Here is a 22,058-nt window from a genome sequence, read left to right as displayed (position 1 = left end):
AAATAATTTCGGATTCTTATAATGATCTGAGAAAAGCAAGCAGCGCTTTTTTATCTTCTACATTAAGATCTAAACCAAAACTGTGGCCTTTTACCGCAAACGGTTGACCTGCGTTTGGATTAAAACCAGAGGGTATAAAATCATCTTTCTGTCTTGCAGGATTAAACATTTCTTCAAGTGAAGTAACATAACCACTGTGCATGAGTGCTTGTCTGTTCCATACACCAATAAGCGAGGGCACTTTATAATATCCTGTACCACGCCGGCTATATAGTGCAAGTGTAGGGTCAGTCTCAACACAAATGTCAGAAATGTCGAACCTTGTTTTATCTTCTTTCGACGGTACAAAACCAAGTACAGGAGTTAATTTATTGTTGGTGTAAAGTGGGGGAGTATGACAATCAATGCAAACATCCTGTTCAAATATTGCTTTTCCTTTTGCAATTAATTCTGCCGGAGCTTTATCAGGGTTGGGTAAAGGCCTGAGCGAATAAATATATTTTGAAAGCGCATAAGCCTGTGCATCGGAGAAGCGGGTATATCTTTTTAGCAAAACACTATCAGGTCTTGTATCGGGTTTAAAACCACCATACGAATTGGTGAAATCCATTTCCTGGTTCAATACTGCATACCGCATCAAATCACCAATATCACGGTGCAACAACATGCCGGTGCGGTCAAGATATTTTCTTTCTTTCAGGTTAAACAAATCGGGAATGGCAGTTGGTGCACCAAGCGTACTGCTATGCCGGTGCATTACACCCGGTACTGTTGCCAGTAAAACTGCAATAGCTCTTTTATATTCGGGTTTCTTTACAAACTCCTGGCTTTCGTGTTCGATCCACGGTGCACCAAATAACCCACGGAAACTCTGGCTCAGCATAACCGATGCAGCGCTATCAGCCATTTTGCTCTCCTGTATGTTTGCCAGGAGACCTCCTCCGAAAATTTTATCAAACGGATAATTGCCCTGTGCCCCTTTAACTACCGAACCATCAGGCATTACTTTGTTATGGCAATTGCCACAGGCAAATGTGCCCACTTCAATTTTTCCTTTTTTACGAACCACGATTTGAAAAAAAGGGATCGTTCCATCTTTACTCACCGGCATATGTATGGATGTCATAAATGCTGCCATGCCTTGCAACTCTTCCATGTTTACAGCACTGTCAATAAACCGGTCAAAATTTTGCGGCATTTCATAAATAAGTTCCCCTGCTTTTATCCAGTCTTCTTCCGTTTTTAGTTTAGCTACATCAAAAACCAGTTCTGGTTCTTGTTTTAACAGCCATTCATAATAGCCTTTGGGTTCACGGCCGGGCATATAAAAGGGATAGGTTTTGTAGGCTGTTCGTTCGGGAATTTTTTTGTAAATGTCTTCCGCTATTGGATGCACTTCAATAGACTTGTTGACCAATGGCAGATGTGCCGATTTTAATTTGCTAATTTCCCAAAGAATGGGGATATCGTTCATGTTGTTTAAGCCAAAGCTTACTAAAAATAATCCGGCAATGATTATTGCAGGTATGAATACTATTTTTTTATGCCTCATAACGTATCGTTTTAGCTGACATTTTTTTACAGTATTTCAACGGATATGCAGGGAGAAGCAATTTGTTCGCAATAAACAGGTTGACCTAACCATGAACGTTTACTGTTGTATTGGATAAAAGCTTTTCAACAAAAAAGAAGGTAAGAAAAAGAATTTGCTGTTGCAATAGTGTAAGGAGAAGATTGCGTTTGTGAGATAAGACTCAGCGGTTATTCTTCTCAAAATATTTACAGCAATGCTGCAATCCGCATTCCCTGCATTTCGGCGTGCGTGCAACACAAATATAACGACCGTGTAAAATAAGCCAGTGATGTGCTTTATGAATAAGTTCTGTTGGAAAATGTTTGATGAGTTCTTTCTCTACTGCTAATGGAGTTGTTGCAGTTTGCTTTACCAATCCAATGCGCTTGCTTACACGAAACACGTGCGTATCAACCGCCATGTTAGGTTGTGAATCGACAACCGATGTAATAACGTTGGCAGTTTTACGTCCAACACCCGGCAGCTTAACCAATTCATCCACAGTTAATGGCACTTCGCTGTTAAACTCGTTAACGAGTTTCTGTGCCATACCAATCAGATGTTTGGTTTTATTGTTGGGATATGAAATGCTTTTAATGAGTGGAAACAATTCATCGAACGTGGCCTTGCTCATGCTTTTAGCATCAGGATATTTCTCGAAGATGGCAGGAGTGGTTAGGTTCACCCGTTTATCGGTGCATTGGGCACTGAGGATAACGGCAACCAACAGCTGAAAAGGATTGTCGTACAACAATTCTGTTTCTGCATCGGGTGCATGAACAGAAAAATAATCAATAACGGATTGGTAACGCTCTTTTGTTGTCATTCTGAATTGGGAATGACGGCGAAATTAGGGAAAGATCAGTTTGAAGAGGAAATATCGGAAGCTGCAAGGTCTTTGTTTGCATATTTCAACACAGACAGAACGGTTTCTGTTCTGGGAGAAAATGTAAACTTCGAAAGTCGTTGAGCTGCTTTTTTGATCACCTCGAATTTTTCTCTCAGGGTCCAATCTTCGGCCAACGCTTGTTCGATGGCGGCATTCTCGGCTGGGGTCGTTTCTTTGTAGAGATATTGTAACAAGTCTTCCGGCGTAAATTTATGTGTCATAAGCAATCCTGTTTTTTGTTGCGTAGGGGCTTCTCAAAGGATCTGCTTTGCTATTAAACGCTGTTGGTAAACTTGTATTGTACGGGGCAGGTCTTTTTATTCGTTAAAGAGGAAAATGTCCTCATTATCACGCTTCATATAGTAGTTTTCACGGGCCAGTCGCTCATAGGCCGAAGGGTCGTTTTTTCGCTTTTCCAGCTCGGTTTTGGCCGTTTCGATCTTCTGATCGTAATAGGTGCTGCTGCTTTTTAATTCGTTCAGCTTCTTAAATCGGCTGATCTGGGTAATAAAATCATTCCTGTCAACAAATAACATCCATACCGCAAAACCAATGATCGTTAAAACATATTTGTTTTTCAGTACTGGTGGGATATTGCTCAGAATTTTCATATGAGATCTAAATAAAAATGGTTCATAGTTCACAGTTAATGCCCATGAACTATGAACCATTAACTAGTTGCTATTTACCAAATTTAATCTTTCCGCCCGGATAAATTGCATTCTCGCCCAGCATTTCTTCAATGCGGATAAGCTGGTTGTACTTCGCCATACGATCAGTACGTGAAGCAGAACCGGTTTTTATCTGTCCGCAATTCAATGCTACTGCTAAGTCAGCAATAGTGGTATCTTCAGTTTCACCACTTCTGTGACTCATAACCGTTGTGAACCCTGCGTTCTGTGCCATTTGCACGGCATTGATGGTTTCAGTAACTGTACCGATCTGGTTTACTTTAATGAGGATACTATTGCTGATGCCTTTATCAATACCTTCTTTTAAACGCTTCACATTTGTAACGAAGAGATCATCACCAACCAACTGGCATCTTTTTCCAAGACTTTCAGTTAATTTTTTCCAGCCAGCCCAATCATCTTCAGCCATACCATCTTCAATAGAAATGATCGGATATTTATTTACCCACTCAGTCCAGTAAGCAACCATTTCATCGCTGCTGATCACTTTACCAGGGTTGCTCTTATAGAATTTATACGTGTTGGTAGCTTCATCATACATTTCGCTTGATGCAGCATCCATTGCAATACCTACTTGCTCACCTGGTTTGTAACCTGCTGCAGTAATGGCTTCCAATACAGTTTCAATTGCTTCTTCGTTGCTTTGAATTTCAGGAGCAAAGCCACCTTCATCACCAACGTTTGTGCTGAAACCTTTTTTCTTTAATACTGCTTTGAGATGATGGAAAATTTCCACACCCCAACGTAAACCTTCACTGAAAGAAGGAGCACCAAAAGGAATGACCATGAATTCCTGGAAATCGATTTTATTATCAGCATGTGCACCACCGTTCATGATATTCATCATCGGAACAGGGATTACTGTACTGTTTACACCACCGAGGTAACGGAATAAAGGCAAACCGCTTTCTTCAGCAGCAGCTTTTGCAACAGCCATACTTACAGCAAGCATTGCATTTGCACCAAGTGAACCTTTATTTTCTGTACCATCAATTTTAATCAGAAGATTGTCGATGTAAGCCTGGCGTGTAACATCAATACCGATCAGCTGATCAGCAATTACATCATTCACATTTTGCACAGCTTTCAAAACACCACGACCAAGGTATTTGCTTTTATCACCATCACGTAGCTCAACCGCTTCGTGTTTACCCGTACTAGCACCACTTGGTACGGCAGCACGGCCAATAATACCATTATCAGTTATCACATCTACTTCTACAGTTGGGTTACCACGGCTGTCGAGAATTTGTCTAGCATGAATGTCGGCGATAAAGCTCATAAAATTCAGTTTGTAGTTAATGTTATAGTCCGGAAGTCGGGAAGAGAAAAGACCGGAAGATTGTTCGTTCCGAAGATGGAGATCAGCAGAGTTGTTCTTTCGGACTTTCTAACTTCTCTCTTTTCTGACTTTTTGTTTGCGCTGCAAAGAAAAGACATTCAAAGGCAGCAACAAAGGATAAAAGGCAGTGAAATTGATTATTTTTAAGTACAACAAACGATTGTATGGACACAGCGATACTTACTTCCATTGCAATGGGCATTGCACTCAGTGCGTGCTGTGGTTTCCGGGTATTTGTGCCCATGCTTGGAGCCAGCTTTGCAGCATACCAGCAGTGGTTTGCACTGTCTGCAGATATGGAATGGATGGGAAGCCTGCCTGCGTTGATTTGTTTTGGTACTGCAGCTATTCTTGAAATCGGTGCTTATTATATTCCTTTTGTTGATAACCTGCTCGATATGATTGCCACACCTTTAGCTGTCGCAGCAGGAACTGTTTTGGCTGCATCGTTTTTACCCATTGCAGAATTCAGTCCGTTGTTGAAATGGATCATGGCCATCATTGCAGGAGGTGGTGCGGCAGGAACGGTGCATGCAGGCATTGGCTTGCTGCGATTATTTTCAAGTAAGACTACAGCAGGAACTGGAAATGTTATTGTGTCAACAGGTGAGAATGCAGCTGCTATTGGTGGTACGGCGTTGAGTTTTACTGCACCTGTAATTATTGCTGTGTTGATGTTAGTGTTGATTGGATGGATTGTGATGAAAGGAGTGAGAAGGTTAAGGAAGTGATGGCTGTTTATTTTTTCAAGTAGAAAATACTTTATATAAAATCCCAAAATTCAACCCGGTCAAGACTATTAGAATGAAAATAATTATAAAGCCTTTGAACAATAAAACGGTTTTTGGGTTATCAATCACCTCTAATGGATCGTTGCTGTTATAGCAAATGTTGATCGCCGCTCCGACTACAGGCTTATTAAAGGAAAAATCTTCAGATTGAAATTTATACTCAACATTGTTGGCAAAATACCGGATTAATGGGGCGTATTGGGTACGACCATCCAAGTCTGATTTTTCAACAACATCAATAACTTCTCCTGTACTTACCTGACCGTTGACTACGAGTTTATTTAATTTTAAAAATTCATCAATTGTCTTTTTTAAAACAATACGATAACTAATGATGTCTATAATTATTATCCCAATTATGGATAAATAATCTACAATAGTCATTTACTGTTTTAGTTTAATGAATTTGTTGTACAGTCACCTTTCAGGTGAACAGACAATTTTAAGATGTTAAACTCCTGAACACATCTTCCAATGAATTCTCATCGCTCTTCAACGAAAGCACGTTGAGATTTTTTTCAATCGATAGTTGCAGCAATTGTTTTTTCACTGCATCAGGATTATCTGTTCTGAATTTCCAGGTGGTACTGTTTATGCGAATACAATTTTGAATTGAATTAAAAAGCGATTCATCTACTTCTTCTTTTAATTCAAGGATCACTTCTCCTGCCTGCACTTTCTTAAGCAAATTAGATAACTGATCATCTGCAACGATCGTTCCTTTATTGATAATGATCACACGGTCGCATATGGCTTGCACTTCCTGTAAAATATGTGAGGAGAATAAAACTGTTTTGTTCAATCCAAGTTGTTTGATCACATCACGTATCTCAATGATCTGGTTGGGGTCAAGTCCGCTTGTTGGTTCATCTAAGATCAATACTTCCGGATCATGAATAAGTGCAGCAGCCAAACCAACACGTTGCTTATAACCTTTTGATAACTGACCGATCTTTTTATGAGCTTCAGGTGTTAAACCAACCTGTTGTATAACATCTTCAATTTTCGATTTCTGATTTCCGATTTTATGAACTTCTGCAATAAACGCCAGATATTCTCTTACATACATGTCGTAATACAATGCATTACTCTCCGGTAAATAACCGATCTTTTGTTTACTGCCCATCGGGTTATCATTCACCTTTACATCACACACAACAGCGGTGCCACTTGTTGGTTGCAGGTAACCGGTGATCATTTTCATGGTTGTACTTTTTCCTGCACCATTCGGCCCCAGGAAGCCAACGATCTCTCCTTTGTTTACTTTAAAGGAAATATTATTCACCGCTTTTTGCTCACCATAAAGTTTCACCAGGTTATTGACCTCAATTGACATGTGCTGTGTTTGGTTCAAAAATAAATGAAATGTGGAATAGGTATGCCATACCTAAGCATATTATATTTCGCATGGCAATGTAAGAAGGTATGGCATACCTCTCTTTCAGTTTGAAGCTATCATCAGGGAATAAGCAGCACCGTTCCTTTTTGTGTATACAATTTGCCGTTGCGTTTGTAGCTGACAGTCCAGATATATTGACCGGGTGGAGCTTTGCTATTGTTCATACGGCCATCCCAACCGGTAAACAATGAATTGGTAGAAAATATCTGTTGTCCCCAACGGTTGTAAATTTTCATATCAAATGCTTCAATAAGGAAATAAGCCTTTGCATAGAGCACATCATTCAACCGGTCATCGTTTGGCGTAAAGGCGTTTGGCACAAAGATCATATCCGCACAATCTTTATAATCAACAGTGATATCATCAACCGCAATTCCGCAACCATTACCAACAGCAACAGAATAAGTGCCTGGTGAAGTAATGGTAATACTGCTGTCAGTTTCATTCGTACTCCACAAATAAAATTCAGCTAATGGATTTGTTGCATTCAACAGCAAAGGTTCATTTACGCAAAGCGTAGTATCGCTGATAAGCTGAACAGTGGGTGTATAATTTCTTGTGATGGTAAAACTATCTGTACGGTCGCAAACAGCATCGCTTGTAAACAATGAATAGATTCCTTCAGTTGAAAGAATACGTTGTGCTGAAGTTGTTCCATCGTTCCACAAATAGGTTGCTGCAGTTGGTTGTTGTGCGTCCACATCTAATGTTTGCGCATCACACAACAATGTATCAAATGGAAGAAAGCGTTGTAATGGATTTGATTGTATAACAACAGTAGCTGAATCCATGCTTGAACAACCACCTTTTGTGATCAGCCGGACATGATACATTCCGTTGTTGGCGGCAGTTACATTTCTGGCACGCAAAGTATCAGTGCTCATATTAAAGGGCCTGCCGTTTATCGTCCATATATAAGCAATGGCATTAACCGGAACGATCAGTAACAGATCCTTGCCTTCACAAACAGGAGCATTGGTATATAACATTGGTGTTACAGGTGCAAATACATGTATGGGAATACTTGGTGAGATTGAACGGCAATTTGTTGAGTTGATATTAGCTGCTTCGGCTGCCAGTAGACGGTAATTACCACTATCTGCTTTTTGAATATTGTTGATGCTTAAGTCAGGAGTAGTAGCTGTTGGAATATTCACCCAACCACTTCCGTTATTAAATTGCCATTGGTATGCAGGGTTTGTGTAAGATATAGCTGTTACATTTCCGCTGATACTGATATTACTGCCAACACATGCATCGTTTGTATTGAGCATTGTTCCGTTAACAACCGGCGCAATGCTTGCGCCGCAAAGTGTAAATTCAATATCATCAAGTGCAAGATCATTTCCAATACCACCCGCCTGGTTATTAAAGATGCGAAGCACAACTGAAGTTTCACCTGCGGGCAACGAAAAATTAAATCCGTACTGTGTCCATGTAAATGAACTGAAACGTGGAATAGTTGGTGTCAGAAAAGATGATAGCACCGTTCCTGAAACTGCACTTGCAATTTCAAAACGCAGTATCGGATCGAGTGGGTTGCTGCTTCCTGCCGGAATAAGATTGGCCAGCCATGCAGAAAAATACAATTGCGAACCGGAGCAGAGATTGCTGACAGTTGTTTCGTAAAACTTTCCTGCAGTGTAATCAGCATTAACGATCATCATATTACCTCCTGAGCGATCATTGCCAATATGCCAAACACTAAACTGTCGCTGACCGGTTGCAATGTCAGCAGTTGTTTTACGAATACCATATTGGCCATCATCAATAGTACCAAGCGAATCAAATGTATACGTAGTAACACCGGCAGGAAGTCTTGAACCTGTTAAGGGAGAATTGTTGCTGCCGCCAAAATTTTCAGAAAATAAAACATTGCTTGAACATTGTGCATACGATTGAACTGTCAATATGCAGAAACTAACAATCGCTATTAAAAAACAAAATGGCTTCAGGTTGTACATCGGTTGCTTAAGAAACTTAAATGTAAACATTCATTCACAACAAACAAAAAGCCCTTGCTGAACAACAAGGGCTTTCATAAAAAACCAACCATATGAACAGACATCGAACAGATCAATAGGGTATTGTCTGTTTTCTTTCAATAAAAAGACCGATGCCGAATAAAATTCGCTGCATAAGGCTGCAATATTTTTATATTTACGGCCCAAAGAACGAATGATGTCATATCCTTACCAGATCAAGTCTTACGAAGAGTACAAAGAAGCATATCAAAAAAGTGTTGAACAACCGGAAGAGTTCTGGGGTTCAATCGCTGAACATTTTCATTTCCGAAAAAAATGGGACAAGGTTCTTGAATGGAATTTCAAAGAACCAAAAGTAGAATGGTTCAAAGGTGCAAAGCTCAACATCACTGAAAATTGTATTGATCGCCACCTGGAAACAATGGGCGACAAACCTGCTATCATCTGGGAGCCAAACAATCCTGAAGAAAGAGTTCGTGTAGTAACATATAACCGTTTACATAAACGTGTTTGCCAGTTTGCACAGGTACTCATTAACAATGGTGTGAAAAAAGGCGATCGTGTTTGTATTTATATGGGCATGGTACCTGAGTTGGCGTATGCGGTGTTAGGCTGTGCACGCATTGGCGCTATACATAGTGTGATCTTTGGAGGTTTCTCTGCACAAAGTATTGCTGATCGTTTGTATGATGCACAAGCTGAATTTATTGTTACCTGCGATGGTGCTTATCGTGGTAATAAAGATATTCCGCTGAAGAGTGTAATTGATGATGCACTCATTGGTAACCGCACAGTAAAAAAAGTAATTGTTTACACACGGACACGCACACCTGTTTCTATGTTGAAAGGAAGAGATGTGTGGTGGGAAGATGAAATGGAGTTTGCTGAGCACCAAGTGGAGAAAAATGGTGTGGTAAGTTTTCCTGCAGAAGAGATGGATGCTGAAGATCCATTATTCATCTTGTATACAAGTGGTTCAACAGGTAAACCAAAAGGTGTGGTGCATAGCAGTGCGGGTTATATGATCTGGACGAACTACACGTTTGTCAATACATTCCAATACAAGAAAGGTGATGTGCATTTTTGCACAGCCGATATAGGTTGGATCACAGGCCATAGTTATATTTTATACGGTCCGTTAAGTGCAGGCGCTACATCATTGATGTTTGAAGGTATTCCTACATGGCCCGATGCAGGTCGTTTCTGGGATATCGTTGATAAGCATAAAGTAAATATTCTGTACACAGCACCAACTGCCATCCGCAGTTTGATGGGCTTTGGTTTAGATCCATTAAAAGGAAAAGATCTTTCCTCATTAAAAATATTGGGCACAGTTGGTGAACCTATCAATGAAGAAGCATGGCATTGGTATGATGAACATGTAGGCAAAGGCAAATGTCCTATTGTTGATACATGGTGGCAAACAGAAACAGGTGGTTGTTTAATTTCAAACATGGCTGGTGTTACACCTGCTAAACCAAGTTGGGCAACATTACCGATGCCGGGCGTGCAACCGATTTTGGTTGATGAAAATGGAAAAGAAGTGACGGAGAAAGATGAGCATGGTCATTTGAAAGGAAACCTTTGTATAAAAGCACCATGGCCTGCAATACTTCGTACAACTTATGGCGATCATGAGCGTTGCCGGCAAAACTATTTTGCAACCTATGAAAATTTATACTTCACGGGTGATGGTGCGTTGAAAGATGAAAATGGATTCTACCGAATTACCGGAAGGGTGGATGATGTGTTGAATGTAAGCGGTCACCGTATTGGTACTGCTGAAGTAGAGAATGCCATCAATATGCATGCAGGTGTTGTGGAAAGCGCTGTGGTTGGTTATCCGCATGATGTAAAAGGACAAGGTATTTATGCGTATGTGATTTATGGTCACATGCATAACAATGATGAAGATCTTACACGCAAGGATATTTTACAAACAGTAACCCGTGTTATTGGCCCGATTGCAAAACCTGATAAGATTCAGTTTGTAAGCGGCTTGCCAAAAACAAGAAGTGGTAAGATCATGCGACGCATTCTGAGAAAAATTGCTGAAGGTGAAATTTCAAATCTCGGTGATATATCAACGCTGCTCGACCCCGGAGTTGTTGAAGAAATTAAAAATGGAAAATTATAAAAAGAGAAGCCCCGAAACCTACGTCGGGGCTTTTTCTTACAAGTGGATTTTGGGTATCGATCCGTGTAAGTTTTTTAAATCGCTGAAGAATTTTATTCAAGCGGCATTTTTGCAAACCATAATGTTTTTCCACTCTTGGTTTCACCAAGAAATACAACCTGCCCTTTGCCAATCGGCAGAAATGGATATTTATTGTTCACATAATAATCTGTTTTGCCTTGGCCAAATTGAGTAAACTCACCAATGTTGGCTGTTGCTAAATTGATCTTTGTTACATTCGGATAAACAAGGAATTTATACTTACTGTCGCCGAGTTCTTTTTCTGTTTTAACACCTTCCATTTCAAGGATCACCCAGTATAAACTACTGCCATCGGTGCTTTCAACAAGTATCTGCGAGTTTGGAGCCATTTTAGCTTCTTTATCATTTTCTTCACGACGTACACCATACTGTGCTTTCAGATTTCCCTTACTGTCAAAATGAATCATGATAATATCTGTGTAATCTGTTGTGCCAGATGAACGGCGTAATCCGCTGGGTGTTGAATAATTCTGACCTGTTATCAACAGATCGCCATTCATTGTTTGGCGTATGTCTGCTACTCTGAATTTTCGGCCTTTGTAATCAGGTGACTTTTTTTGTGAAGGGGGATTTTGCGCTTTCTTCTCAAACTCTGAAATTGGTGTGCTTGTAACATAAGCTACTTGTCCATTTTCAATTTTTACAATTTGAAAATTCTTTGCTTTGAATTGATCGTCGGCTGGTTTTTCATTCAGATAGTCTGTTTTATTATCATTAGCTGGTCCGTAGATCATCATAGCATTTCCAACCTTTACAAATGAACCATCGAAGATGCCATGATTTGAAGAAATGGATACACGTTCTTTAATTTCTGCACTTGAAGCAATACGTACATAGCTATAGTTTCCGCCATTTGGATCGGCCACTTTATTCATTCCTTTGCCGCCCATTGGAGCAAACAGGATCGTAATATCTTCATCCAGTTCTGCATCCTCATCTGCATCATCTGTATTAACAGCAGCAATTAACTGCGGATATTGAAATTCAAGTACTTTATCTGCCAATTGATTTAGTTCTGCATCATATCTTAATATGTGAATGCGTTTGTATTGACGCATTGGATCGCTGCGGTCTCCTTTTTCACCGGCAATGATGATCACGCTTCCGCTTTCATTCTGCTCAGCATGCGACAGATAGAAAAACTTATTTCCATCTTCTGATTTAGGTTTAAGTTTTTCTTTCTGTTCGATCTTAATATCATAACCACCCCAAAACCAGTTCCATTTCTTTTTAATGATCTTCCTGCGCAGCATCAGCGTACCCATGAAATTTTTTTCAACTGATACTGCAGGCATTTCCCATTCATCGCCTTTATCTGCCCGGTAGCCTTTAAGTTTTTCAAGGGGTTGTTCGCTTTCTTCCATTCCCTTGAAATTGAATTCAAGGTCAAATTTGTAAATTTCAAATTTTGCTTTCCGACCTGATGCTTTGGTAACATAGGTCATGGTCACCTCGTTCTTTGCCTCATCTACCGTTGGCTCATACAAGTAGCCTTTGTTTGCTTTTTTTGAAATTTCGTGTGTTCCTTCTTTGGAAAGTTTTTGGGCTTGCGTTGCAAGACTGCTACCCATCAAGAGGAGTAACAGAAAATTCATTGGTTTCATGTTGTGGAGTTTGAAACCAAATAAAGCACTTCCTTTTTACTAAGGGTATACCCTTAAGACGGTATTTTACCGGAGTATGGTTACTTCAGTGCCAACAGGAAGGAGTGTATATAATTCTTTAGCGTACTCACGTTTGGTGGAAATGCAACCCAAGGTCCAGTTGTAATAGTAGTCTACAAAACGATCTTCATTTCTTCGTGTTGCATGTATGCCAATACCTCCGCCCGGTCTTGCATTGGCTGGAATAACACCCTGCGATTTACGGGCATTGAATTTTTCAATATCACTTTGTGTGGGATAGTCGAGCAATAAAAAATGCCCCCATTCGGCATGGAGTTTTTTGGCAATAATCCTGTAAGTGCCTTCCGGTGTGCGGCGGTCGCCTTCCATCATTTTGTCGGTCAGTTCACTTGAACCAAACACAACAGGATAAGTAAACAACCATCCTTCTTCATCATACACTTTCAACTCGTAGTTACTTTTATCGATAACTACTTTGTAGTAAGCTGATTTTCTTACAGCTGGTTTGTGAATAGATGTTTTACTCCGGCTGAAAAAACTAAACCCTGATAACAACAGCATCAGCACGCAACAAAAAATAAGTGGGGTTGATCGGTTCTTCATGTACACGTTGTTTTCAACTGCTTCTTTTCTGATTTGTTTAATTACCAGTTGCTATTCGTCATAAAAAATCAATAGCACTGTATTGGGAAATTGCTCATTAATTTTTTATGACTCATTTCAACAGTACAGAATTAACGGGCAATAATTATGCTATAGTATGAACGTGAATTTAATTAACAATCCCTTTATGGAGAAGTGGTGGATAACCTTGTTTGAAGTGATACAATAAAGCCGCCCTGTAAATGAGGCGGCTTTATTTTTTATTCGTAAGAATGCTTAGTGAAAAACTTTTTGCTCCAGTGTTTTTGCCTCGGCAATCATGGCTGCTAATGTTTCTGCCGATGGAACTTTACCGGTTAACCCAAACTTTTCATTTGTCTCTACCATTTTTATACGCAGGTTTTCGGCATTGCGTGTTGCAAGTTCTTTCACAGTATCAACTCCTGCTGCTTCCAGTAACTCGGCTGTTTGTCCGGCAACGCCGTTTATACGATGGAGATCGGCATGGTTCACCCAGGTAAGAATAAGGTTCTCAGGAATCTGAGTTATTTCATTGATTGCAACCCGTCCTTTTTTTGTTCCGCCTTGCGCCAGCAGATCGTCTGTTGTAAAAATGGCCATTGTTTCCAATCGTGCTGCATAGTTTGGCCCGATGCCTTCAATGTCGATCACTTTATAACTCATGTTTTTCTTTTTAGTTCGGCAAAGTAATGAAATTCTGAAGTTATAGAAGTGTTTATTCAAGGCGGGTGGGTCACCCTCTTTGCGTGACCTGCCCATAAAAAAACCGCTCCTCGAAAGAGAAGCGGTTAGCCAGAGAATACAGCGTGAGCTGTATTACCAGCTGCTGAATCTTATACCAAAGTTGTAAGGAGTTTGTTCCAGTCCGTTTTTATGTAAGTTGTTGAGTGCATAGCTTCCGTATAAGCCAACCGCACCAAGGTTTAATTCACCAATTGCAGAAAGCTTCCATGGCTCAAGGTTGAAATCGCTTCTAACTTTTTCCTTTCCGTTTTGTTCGCTCTTCATTTTTTGGCGGGCTGCATACATATAACCTGCACTTACACCGGCGCTGAAGCCATAACCTTTTTTGCGCTTGGGAGCAAAGTTGAAATCGAGCATTACGGGTACAGTTAAATAATCGGCTGCCAGTTTATTTTTTCTGTACTTGAAATTATCGATAGTGATATTTGTAACAGGCTCGGTATTGTAACGGATACTTTTTTCAAAGCTGTAGTTATTCATTTCAACTCCTAAACCGTATTTCAGATTTACCACATGTTTAATAAGATTAACCCGCTGTATAAAGAACCAAACGTTTACATTAATAGAGCGACCGTTACGAAGACCCATTTGCTCTTTTGTTCCGCCTGGGAAAAACGCCTGTGCTTCAGGAGATGCATAATTTGTTTGATCGTTTACGTTGGAGAAACCAAGATCAAGAATAAGCCAGTTGGTACTTACGTTTGATTTTTTATACTCTTTACGTTTTTTGATTTCAACTGATGTGCCTTCGTCATCATCTTCGTCATCTTTTTCTGTTTTCTTTTCTTTACCATCATGTTTTTTGATGATGATCATGTTGCCGACTTTGATCGTATCGGCACTTTGTGGTTTTGTGGTGTCGCTTTGTGCATTGAGGCCGAGGCATAGTACTAGACCAAGCAATGAGAATAAAAACTGCTTCATAAAAATTTCCGTTTAAAGTTTTTTGTTATTGGGTGTTTACCGCAAACACTGCAAAGCGTACTTCGGAAGAGCTTGATTGAATACCGGTTTTACGTTCAAACGTCCGTTTTGCTTTTTTAATCAGTCCTGCTATTCCACTTCTACGTTGCCTTTCTTCGTTAAGGAGTGCATCCTCTTCTTCGTCGGCAACATCGTTGTTGTAAGCAGCATAACTGATGTTGTTTGCTATAGGTTGTACGGTTGAAGTTTTAGAAATGTTACTGGGAGCGTCAATTTTTTCTTCAATTATTTTTTCTGGACCATCAGCCTTTGCAATATCTATTGATTGTTCAACAACCGGAGTAGTTGTTGTTCCTTTTTTTTCAGTTGTGTTAACTGCTGCAACAGAATTATTGATAGTTGTACCAGGTGTTTTTGTTTTTTCAGTTGATTCGGTTGAAGCTGCTGTTTCGCCGAATTCATTTTTTTGTTCTTCAAGCGTTTTCTTCACCAAATCTTTAACAGGTAAAGGTGTGGTGAATTGATTTTCTTTTACTGTTGGTTCATTAACTACAGCAATGGATTCAGGCTTATCCGTTGTTTTTGTTCCATCCAACATCAACCACATCGCACTGCCCAGCAATACCACAACGGCAGCTGCTGCGCTCCATCTCCTGGCAGTCATGCTCATAGAGAACACACGTGCAGGTTCGGCTTGCTTGTACAATAATGATTTATCAGGGAATACAATAGATGTATCAGGCGATACCTGGCTACGACGGAGCCATTGCAATTCGTTTTGTAAAGAAGTGTTTGCTACCAGTTCTTTTTCAACTGCAGCTTTTTCATCAGCTCTTAATTCATTATCAACATAAAGTAATAATTGCTCTTCGCTGACAGTACTTTCTTCATCAACAGGTTTAAGTAAAGAGTTGATGAATGACTGGTCCAGTTTTACATCATCTGTAAATTTTGCCTGTTGAATTAATTCAAATTCTTCCTGCAGATCAGGGTTGGTCGCCACAAATGCTTCCACAATTTTCCGCTGCCCGGCTGTCAACTCATTGTCAACATACAGGAGGAAAAACTCTTCGTAATTATGGCGGTTAATATTCATTGTTTGTGTTTATTTTTTGAACCTTGGATCTTGTGCCTTGGTTCTTTCAACTACATTACATTTTCAATACTCACTAAATAATTCTTCAACTGTAATCTTGCTCTGTGCAAATAAACTTTTACCTGGCTTTCGTTCAATCCCGTTATTTCTCCGATCTCGTCGTAACTGTATCCTTCATAATCTTTTAATAAAACCAAACTTCTTGCCGTTTCACTCAACCGGGCCAGTGCTTCTTCCAGCACTTTCTTCATATTATGCTGCGGCCGGTCCTGTATTCTCACTTCCTCCGAAAATTCATCCCGCAAGCTCACCCGTTTGTGTTTGCGAATGTGATCGATCATCTGGTTGTAGGCAATGGTAAACAGGTATGATTTGCTGCGCTCATTATCTACATTGTCTTTATTCACCCACAATTTTTCGAAAGCACTCTGCACAACATCCCGTGCATCTTCTTCGTGCCCCAAATTCTTGAGGATAAAACGGTATACGTTGTCGGCATACCGGGTCACACATTCATTATATTCTCTGGCGGTCATAAATCAGTTAGTGATCCGTGATGATAAGTTTAACTATCAGTATTACGGATACTGAAAATAAAAGTTACAGGAAAATAAAAATATTTTTAGAGCGTACCTGAAAAAGAATCGAAAATGAAAAAGCCGGTTTGCGGGGCACTGTTGGCCGCCGGTTTTTCCTGGCAGGTTTTGCTGCATTTTGGAGAAGCAGCAGCCGATTTCTTAGCCGGTGTAATGGTAAGCAATGCCCATGCAGAAACGGTAACTAATACCACAGCGCCAAGAAGGATGATTTGCTTTTTCATAAACACCTGTTTGAAGGATAAGACGAAGGTAGAAGGAAAATGTTACACTTGAACCACATATTTGTGTGAATTTCTTTAACATGCAATCGGTTACGCATAAAAGAACCTCCGAATCCTCTTACTTTTGTCGCTTAAACCTTTAGTTATGAACGAGAAATTAGTGCAACGCATTGCAAATGAACTGGATGAGATCAAGACCAACGGACTTTTTAAAACTGAGCGGATTATAGAAAGTGCACAGGGACCTGAGATCATGGTAAACGGGAAAATTGTGTTGAATTTCTGCGCCAATAATTACCTCGGCCTCTCCTCGCATCCGAAAGTGATTGAGGCGGCAAAAAAATACATCGACCTGCGTGGATTTGGGATGAGCAGCGTTCGTTTCATCTGCGGTACCCAGGATATTCATAAAGAACTGGAGGCGAAGATTTCTAAATTCCTCGGTACAGAAGATACCATTTTATATGCCGCAGCCTTTGATGCCAATGGTGGTGTATTTGAGCCCTTGTTTGGCGAACAGGATGCCATCATCAGCGATGCCTTGAACCACGCCAGTATTATTGACGGGGTACGTTTGTGTAAAGCCCAGCGTTTCCGTTATGAGCATAACAACATGGCTGATCTGGAAGCGAAACTGCAGGAAGCTGCGGGTGCCCGTAACCGTGTGATTGTAACCGACGGAAGTTTCAGCATGGATGGTACCATTGCCCAGCTCGATAAAATTGTTGAACTCGCAGATAAGTATGATGCGGCCATTATGGTGGATGAATGCCATTCAAGTGGTTTTCTCGGAAAGACCGGTCGTGGTACACACGAATACCGTGGGGTAATGGGTAAGATCGATATCATTACCGGCACTTTGGGTAAAGCACTCGGTGGTGCCAGTGGTGGTTTCACCAGCGGACGTAAAGAAGTGATTGAAATGCTACGCCAACGTTCACGCCCTTATCTTTTCAGTAATACATTGGCACCAAGTATTGTGGGCGCATCCATTGCAGTAATGGATCTGTTAAGTGAAACAACTGAACTGCGTGATAAACTTGAAGCCAATACAAAATACTTCCGCAGTAAAATGACGGCTGCGGGTTTTGATATTAAACCGGGCGATCATCCAATTGTGCCAATCATGTTATATGATGCAGTAGTAGCACAGGAATTTGCTGCTAAGCTGTTGAAAGAAGGAATTTATGTGATCGGATTCTTCTTCCCTGTAGTACCAAAGGGGCAGGCACGTATTCGTGTACAATTGAGCGCAGCACATGATCAACAGCATTTAGATAAAGCCATTGCTGCATTTACCAAAGTAGGCAAGGAGTTGGGTGTATTGAAAGCAGTTAGTGTATGAGGAGTTTCTTCATTGTAAATGCATTGCTGCTGATGTGTTTGTTTTCATCGGCACAGCAAAATGCTTTTCCTGAATCATTTGTTGGCAACTGGAAAGGAACAATTACCTGGAACAGACCAACGAAAGCTTCGCAACAATTTACAATGCGGTTGAATATTCAGCCCGCTGATAGTGGTCGATATACCTGGCAAATTATTTATGGTGATGATCAGAAAGATAATCGTCCGTATATATTGATGCCCGTTGACACGGCAACAGGTCATTGGCAGATCGATGAACGAAATACAATTGTGCTAGATGGTCATTTCATCGGTAATAGTTTTACTTCCGTTTTTTCTGTTTCAGGTAGCACTATTGTGAGTAAGTATGAATTAACAGCAGAAGGAATACAGGTTTCATTTACAACATTTGCAACAAAGCCAAAAACATCAACGGGTGGTACTTCAAAAGAAATACCACCCGTTGATAGTTATAAAGTAGTTGGGCTGCAACAGGGATTGCTGAAGCGGGAGAAATGAATTTATAACCGTTTTACACGGAAACTTCCTTCGGTCACTGTTGCCGAAGCTCCGCTGGTAAGGGATGCCAATTTTCCGCTGAACGTTCCACTTACACTTGTAGTTGTTATTTCCGACAGACGGATGATCACATTTGCATCAGTTGTTACAAACATAGAACTCAACTGGTCTCCGGATGCGTCGAAATAAAGAAGCACACCTTGTACTGTTATACCAACTAAAGCGTCAGTATAGTTTTTGTTTGTAACCAAAGCAGTTACATCGTTGACATTAATGCCCATTAGATTGGCAGTAGTATTTGATGCACTCTGTATTCCCTGAAATGCACCTGTGTGAATAATTGTACCGCCGGCATCGAAACTGGTGATCAATGCGCTTGTGGTTCCGCTGAATTCTTTTTGTACACCATCAAGTTTAAATTTCATAAAGTAGGTGCCGCTTCCTCCAGTTCCTCCTCCGCCACCTGTACCGCCAGTTCCACCACTGCCGCCGCTACTGAAGGATTTTTCTTTTGAACAGGAATTAAGACCCAAAGAAATGATTGCAAAGAGAAGTGTTAGTACATAGAGTTGATTCTTTTTCATTGATCTGATTTTTGCTTAAATAAGTACTGCAATATGCAAATTTTATTCGAAGATGATCGCTGTTGTTGATCAGTTTGTTTGCTTTTATTTGATGGTGGGGATCAGTCCACGGATGTCTTATCAGCCAAGGTTTTGTCTTTCAGCGGAAAAGGCGCTTATTGTTGTTTGGAAAGTTTTAGGAGGCCATTCACATTCTCACTTTACTTTTGTGCAAAATTTCTATCATGCGGTTTGTACCAGTTTTGTTCTTCTTTGTTGTGCTTTTTAACTCCTGCTCCATCAATAATTTTTCGATTGATAACGACCTCAAACAATACTTCGATAAGTACAAAGCAACAGGTTCTTTCGCTTTGTTTGATAATGCACAGGCACAGTTCACCATTTTTGATTCGGCCAACTTCAGAAAACGTTATACGCCTGCTTCCACGTTTAAAATTGTGAATTCTCTCATTGGTTTAGAGACGGGGAAGATCTTTGATGAAAAGATGGTGATCAAGTGGGATGGAGTGGAGAGAGAACGAACAGAATTGAATAAGGATATGACGATGGAAGAAGCTTTTAAAGTTTCATCCGTTCCATATTACCAGGAAGTAGCCCGCAGAATTGGTAAGGATACCATGCAATTCTGGATCGATACATTACAGTATGGAAACAAAAATATAGGCAGTGCTGTTGATTCTTTTTGGTTGAACAATACTATCAAAATTTCACCCGATGAGCAACTGGGTTTGGTGAAGCGCTTGTATTTTGAACAACTTCCTTTTCAGAAGCGTACCCAGCAGATCGTTCGCAAAGTAATGATGCAGGAAGATAATTCACTGTACAAACTCGCTTACAAAACCGGTTGGGGTTTTGACGAAAAAGGAGAGAACATCGGCTGGATCGTTGGCTGGATCGAGGAGAACCGTCACCCATACTTTTTTGTATTGCTGGTTCAATCACCTGAGAAAAACTACAACATGCGTAACAACCGTCTTGCATTGCTGAAAGATATTCTGAAACATTACGATTTTATGCAAGGGAAGAAGTAAAGAATTGGCAATGGGCAATAGGCAAAGCAGTCTGTAGTGATAGGTTTACATGCCAATTGCCAATTGTGTATTGCCTATTGGAAAAAACTGGCTTAACTTTTGTTTCATTCTGTAATCTTGTACTTCGTACCTTGTAACTCGTACTTTGTATTTATGCCTTAATCACAATTATCCTTGTTTTCCTTCGCACATATCGAATATTTACTGTTGCTGGTAGTACTTATACCAGTGGTTCTTTTGTTTGTACTCAACAAGCGTTGGAAAAAGAAAACAAAAAAGAAAATCGGTGACGAGCAGTTGGTGAATCTTTTAACTGCCAATCACTCCACGAAAAAATTTGCAGCGAAATTTTATGTTATTCTTGCCGCCATTGCATTAACAGCAGTTGGTGCAGCCAATCTTCGGACTGCCGGTAAAGCAGAAAATGTAAATCGTAAGGGAAGGGATATCATCATTGCAATGGATGTGAGTAAAAGTATGCTGGCCGATGATGTGAAGCCAACCCGTTTGGATAAAGCAAAACAATTCATCAATAAACTTCTTGATCAATTACCGGATGATCGTGTAGGGCTCATCTGGTTTGCAGGTAAAGCTTATTTGCCCATGCCGTTAACAGCAGATCAGGGTGCTGCTAAATTATATGTGCAATCGGCTGCTCCCGATGCAGTGCCAACGCAGGGAACTGTTATTGGTGAAGCAATGCGCCTGGCAGCTGAAAGTTTTCCGCAGGAAAGCAAGCGTTACAAAGTGCTGCTGTTGATCACTGATGGTGAAGATCATGATGAAGCGGCAGAGAACATGGCTCGTGAACTGAAAGACAAGGGAATTTTATTGCTCAGCATTGGTTTAGGCACTGCAGAGGGTTCGCCCATCACCGATCCCGAAACAAAAGAATTCAAGAAGGATAATCTTGGTCAGACTATTGTATCGAAATTGAATGAACCATTGCTTCGTCAACTGGCAGCAGTGAATGGTGGGTTATACGGTAATCTGGAAAATACAGATGAGATGTTAAAAGAAGTTACCACCATCATCAATCAACTTGAAAAGAAAGGTGTTGAAGGTGAGGTGAGTAATACAAACTACAACAACTACTTCTTCTGGTTTTTGACGGCAGCATTATTGCTGTTAATTCTTGAACTTTTTATTCATGAACGTAAAAAAGCATGAAGATTTTCTTAACCATATTGGTTTTATTTGCTGCATTGCTTACCCACGCACAGGAAGGGGAAGTAATGAAAGGCAACCGTTATTACAAAGAAGGGAATTATGATAAAGCCGAGGAAGCTTACCAAAAAGCTTTGAGCAAAAAAGAAAACCTGATTGCCCGTTATAATCTCGGTAACACGCTTTATAAAAAAGAAAGCATTGATGATGCGGTAAAATCATTTGATGGAGTGATCAGCGCCACCGATGATCCTGAATTGAAAACAAAAGCACTTTACAACAAAGGTGTTTTATTACACAAAGGCAACCGTTTAACTGAAGCGATTGATGCATACAAACAGGCTTTACGTTTAAACCCCGACGATGAAGAGGTAAGAAAAAATCTGCAACTGGCACTTCAACAGAAAAAACAGCAGGAGCCTAAACAGGAGCAGAAGAAAGAACAGAAGGAGCAAAAGCAGAAACAGGAAAAAAAGAAAGAAGAGCCTAAACCACAACAACCCAAGCCTCAAAAAAGCAAGCTTACCAAGAAGCAGGCTGAGCAATACCTCAAGGCACTTGAGCAAAAAGAGCGTGAATTACAGGAAAAAGTGCGGAAAAAGACCGCTGTTCCCAACCAGCCGGAGAAAGACTGGTAAAGAATTTTTGATTTTAGATTGACGATTTCAGATTTATTAGAACCAAATGCATC

At 40.3% G+C, this 22,058-nt stretch carries 23 protein-coding genes; 7 read left to right on the top strand and 16 right to left on the bottom strand.

Going from position 1 to position 22,058, the window contains the following annotated elements:
- Positions 1-16: 16 nt before the first annotated feature.
- From H4075_RS17820 to eno, 5 genes are all read right to left on the bottom strand, one after another.
- Positions 17-1,552: a hypothetical protein gene (locus H4075_RS17820; protein ID WP_182802173.1), complete on the bottom strand. Its 1,536-nt coding sequence runs from the start codon at positions 1,550-1,552 to the stop codon at positions 17-19.
- Positions 1,553-1,754: 202 nt separating this feature from the next.
- A complete protein-coding gene (gene nth / locus H4075_RS17815; protein WP_182802172.1) occupies positions 1,755-2,399 on the bottom strand; it encodes an endonuclease III in 645 nt (214 codons plus the stop codon).
- Positions 2,400-2,434: 35 nt separating this feature from the next.
- Positions 2,435-2,683 (bottom strand): anti-sigma factor, encoded by a 249-nt coding sequence (locus H4075_RS17810; protein WP_182802171.1) that lies wholly within the window; start codon positions 2,681-2,683, stop codon positions 2,435-2,437.
- A 96-nt stretch (positions 2,684-2,779) separates the two neighbouring features.
- A complete protein-coding gene (locus tag H4075_RS17805; RefSeq protein ID WP_182802170.1) occupies positions 2,780-3,073 on the bottom strand; it encodes an FtsB family cell division protein in 294 nt (97 codons plus the stop codon).
- Positions 3,074-3,143: 70 nt separating this feature from the next.
- Complete coding sequence (eno, locus tag H4075_RS17800; RefSeq protein ID WP_182802169.1) at positions 3,144-4,436, bottom strand: phosphopyruvate hydratase; 1,293 nt, start codon at positions 4,434-4,436, stop codon at positions 3,144-3,146.
- A 224-nt stretch (positions 4,437-4,660) separates the two neighbouring features.
- On the opposite strand from eno, the gene H4075_RS17795 reads away from it, so the two are divergent.
- Positions 4,661-5,227: a DUF4126 domain-containing protein gene (locus H4075_RS17795; RefSeq protein WP_182802168.1), complete on the top strand. Its 567-nt coding sequence runs from the start codon at positions 4,661-4,663 to the stop codon at positions 5,225-5,227.
- 15 nt (positions 5,228-5,242) lie between these two features.
- On the opposite strand, the gene H4075_RS17790 is transcribed toward H4075_RS17795, so the two are convergent.
- From H4075_RS17790 to H4075_RS17780, 3 genes are all read right to left on the bottom strand, one after another.
- Positions 5,243-5,671, bottom strand: coding sequence for a DUF3592 domain-containing protein (locus H4075_RS17790; RefSeq protein WP_182802167.1), 429 nt, complete (start codon positions 5,669-5,671; stop codon positions 5,243-5,245).
- Positions 5,672-5,729: 58 nt separating this feature from the next.
- The gene (gldA, locus tag H4075_RS17785; RefSeq protein WP_182802166.1) at positions 5,730-6,623 is read right to left on the bottom strand and encodes a gliding motility-associated ABC transporter ATP-binding subunit GldA; all 894 of its coding nucleotides are present in this window, start codon (positions 6,621-6,623) and stop codon (positions 5,730-5,732) included.
- A gap of 122 nt (positions 6,624-6,745) precedes the next feature.
- The gene (locus tag H4075_RS17780; protein WP_182802165.1) at positions 6,746-8,596 is read right to left on the bottom strand and encodes a gliding motility-associated C-terminal domain-containing protein; all 1,851 of its coding nucleotides are present in this window, start codon (positions 8,594-8,596) and stop codon (positions 6,746-6,748) included.
- Between the two features lie 268 nt (positions 8,597-8,864).
- Between H4075_RS17780 and acs the strand changes: the two genes are divergently transcribed.
- Complete coding sequence (gene acs / locus H4075_RS17775) at positions 8,865-10,808, top strand: acetate--CoA ligase (protein WP_255460226.1); 1,944 nt, start codon at positions 8,865-8,867, stop codon at positions 10,806-10,808.
- A 92-nt stretch (positions 10,809-10,900) separates the two neighbouring features.
- Here the strand turns inward: acs and H4075_RS17770 are convergent, their stop codons facing one another.
- From H4075_RS17770 to H4075_RS17740, 7 genes are all read right to left on the bottom strand, one after another.
- Complete coding sequence (locus H4075_RS17770) at positions 10,901-12,493, bottom strand: hypothetical protein (protein ID WP_182802164.1); 1,593 nt, start codon at positions 12,491-12,493, stop codon at positions 10,901-10,903.
- A gap of 66 nt (positions 12,494-12,559) precedes the next feature.
- Positions 12,560-13,117 carry a L,D-transpeptidase family protein gene (locus H4075_RS17765; RefSeq protein WP_182802163.1) on the bottom strand — a complete coding sequence of 186 codons (558 nt, stop codon included), beginning with the start codon at positions 13,115-13,117 and terminating at the stop codon, positions 12,560-12,562.
- Positions 13,118-13,393: 276 nt separating this feature from the next.
- Positions 13,394-13,801, bottom strand: a complete 408-nt coding sequence (locus H4075_RS17760; RefSeq protein ID WP_182802162.1) for a DUF4332 domain-containing protein — start codon at positions 13,799-13,801, stop codon at positions 13,394-13,396.
- A 153-nt stretch (positions 13,802-13,954) separates the two neighbouring features.
- Positions 13,955-14,806 (bottom strand): outer membrane beta-barrel protein, encoded by an 852-nt coding sequence (locus H4075_RS17755; protein ID WP_182802161.1) that lies wholly within the window; start codon positions 14,804-14,806, stop codon positions 13,955-13,957.
- A gap of 25 nt (positions 14,807-14,831) precedes the next feature.
- Positions 14,832-15,902 (bottom strand): anti-sigma factor family protein, encoded by a 1,071-nt coding sequence (locus H4075_RS17750; RefSeq protein WP_182802160.1) that lies wholly within the window; start codon positions 15,900-15,902, stop codon positions 14,832-14,834.
- Positions 15,903-15,952: 50 nt separating this feature from the next.
- Positions 15,953-16,438 carry an RNA polymerase sigma factor gene (locus H4075_RS17745; protein ID WP_182802159.1) on the bottom strand — a complete coding sequence of 162 codons (486 nt, stop codon included), beginning with the start codon at positions 16,436-16,438 and terminating at the stop codon, positions 15,953-15,955.
- Positions 16,439-16,524: 86 nt separating this feature from the next.
- Entirely contained in the window at positions 16,525-16,722 is a 198-nt protein-coding gene (locus H4075_RS17740; protein WP_182802158.1) for a hypothetical protein, read from the bottom strand.
- A gap of 145 nt (positions 16,723-16,867) precedes the next feature.
- On the opposite strand from H4075_RS17740, the gene kbl reads away from it, so the two are divergent.
- Both kbl and H4075_RS17730 read left to right on the top strand, forming a co-directional pair.
- A complete protein-coding gene (gene kbl / locus H4075_RS17735) occupies positions 16,868-18,067 on the top strand; it encodes a glycine C-acetyltransferase (protein ID WP_182802157.1) in 1,200 nt (399 codons plus the stop codon).
- On the top strand, positions 18,064-18,585 hold the full coding sequence (locus H4075_RS17730; protein ID WP_182802156.1) for a hypothetical protein: 522 nt from the start codon (positions 18,064-18,066) through the stop codon (positions 18,583-18,585). Before kbl ends, H4075_RS17730 begins: the two co-directional genes overlap by 4 nt.
- A gap of 2 nt (positions 18,586-18,587) precedes the next feature.
- Here H4075_RS17730 and H4075_RS17725 read toward each other — a convergent pair whose 3' ends face one another.
- Complete coding sequence (locus H4075_RS17725) at positions 18,588-19,169, bottom strand: hypothetical protein (protein WP_182802155.1); 582 nt, start codon at positions 19,167-19,169, stop codon at positions 18,588-18,590.
- A 224-nt stretch (positions 19,170-19,393) separates the two neighbouring features.
- Between H4075_RS17725 and H4075_RS17720 the strand changes: the two genes are divergently transcribed.
- From H4075_RS17720 to H4075_RS17710, 3 genes are all read left to right on the top strand, one after another.
- On the top strand, positions 19,394-20,200 hold the full coding sequence (locus tag H4075_RS17720; RefSeq protein ID WP_182802154.1) for a class D beta-lactamase: 807 nt from the start codon (positions 19,394-19,396) through the stop codon (positions 20,198-20,200).
- A gap of 174 nt (positions 20,201-20,374) precedes the next feature.
- Positions 20,375-21,370 carry a VWA domain-containing protein gene (locus H4075_RS17715; protein WP_182802153.1) on the top strand — a complete coding sequence of 332 codons (996 nt, stop codon included), beginning with the start codon at positions 20,375-20,377 and terminating at the stop codon, positions 21,368-21,370.
- On the top strand, positions 21,367-22,005 hold the full coding sequence (locus H4075_RS17710; RefSeq protein WP_182802152.1) for a tetratricopeptide repeat protein: 639 nt from the start codon (positions 21,367-21,369) through the stop codon (positions 22,003-22,005). Before H4075_RS17715 ends, H4075_RS17710 begins: the two co-directional genes overlap by 4 nt.
- Positions 22,006-22,058 lie beyond the last annotated feature (53 nt).

The sequence above is a fragment of the Lacibacter sediminis genome (genome assembly GCF_014168535.1).
Lineage (GTDB): Bacteria > Bacteroidota > Bacteroidia > Chitinophagales > Chitinophagaceae > Lacibacter > Lacibacter sediminis.
This window is presented reverse-complemented; position numbering and strand designations above follow the sequence as displayed.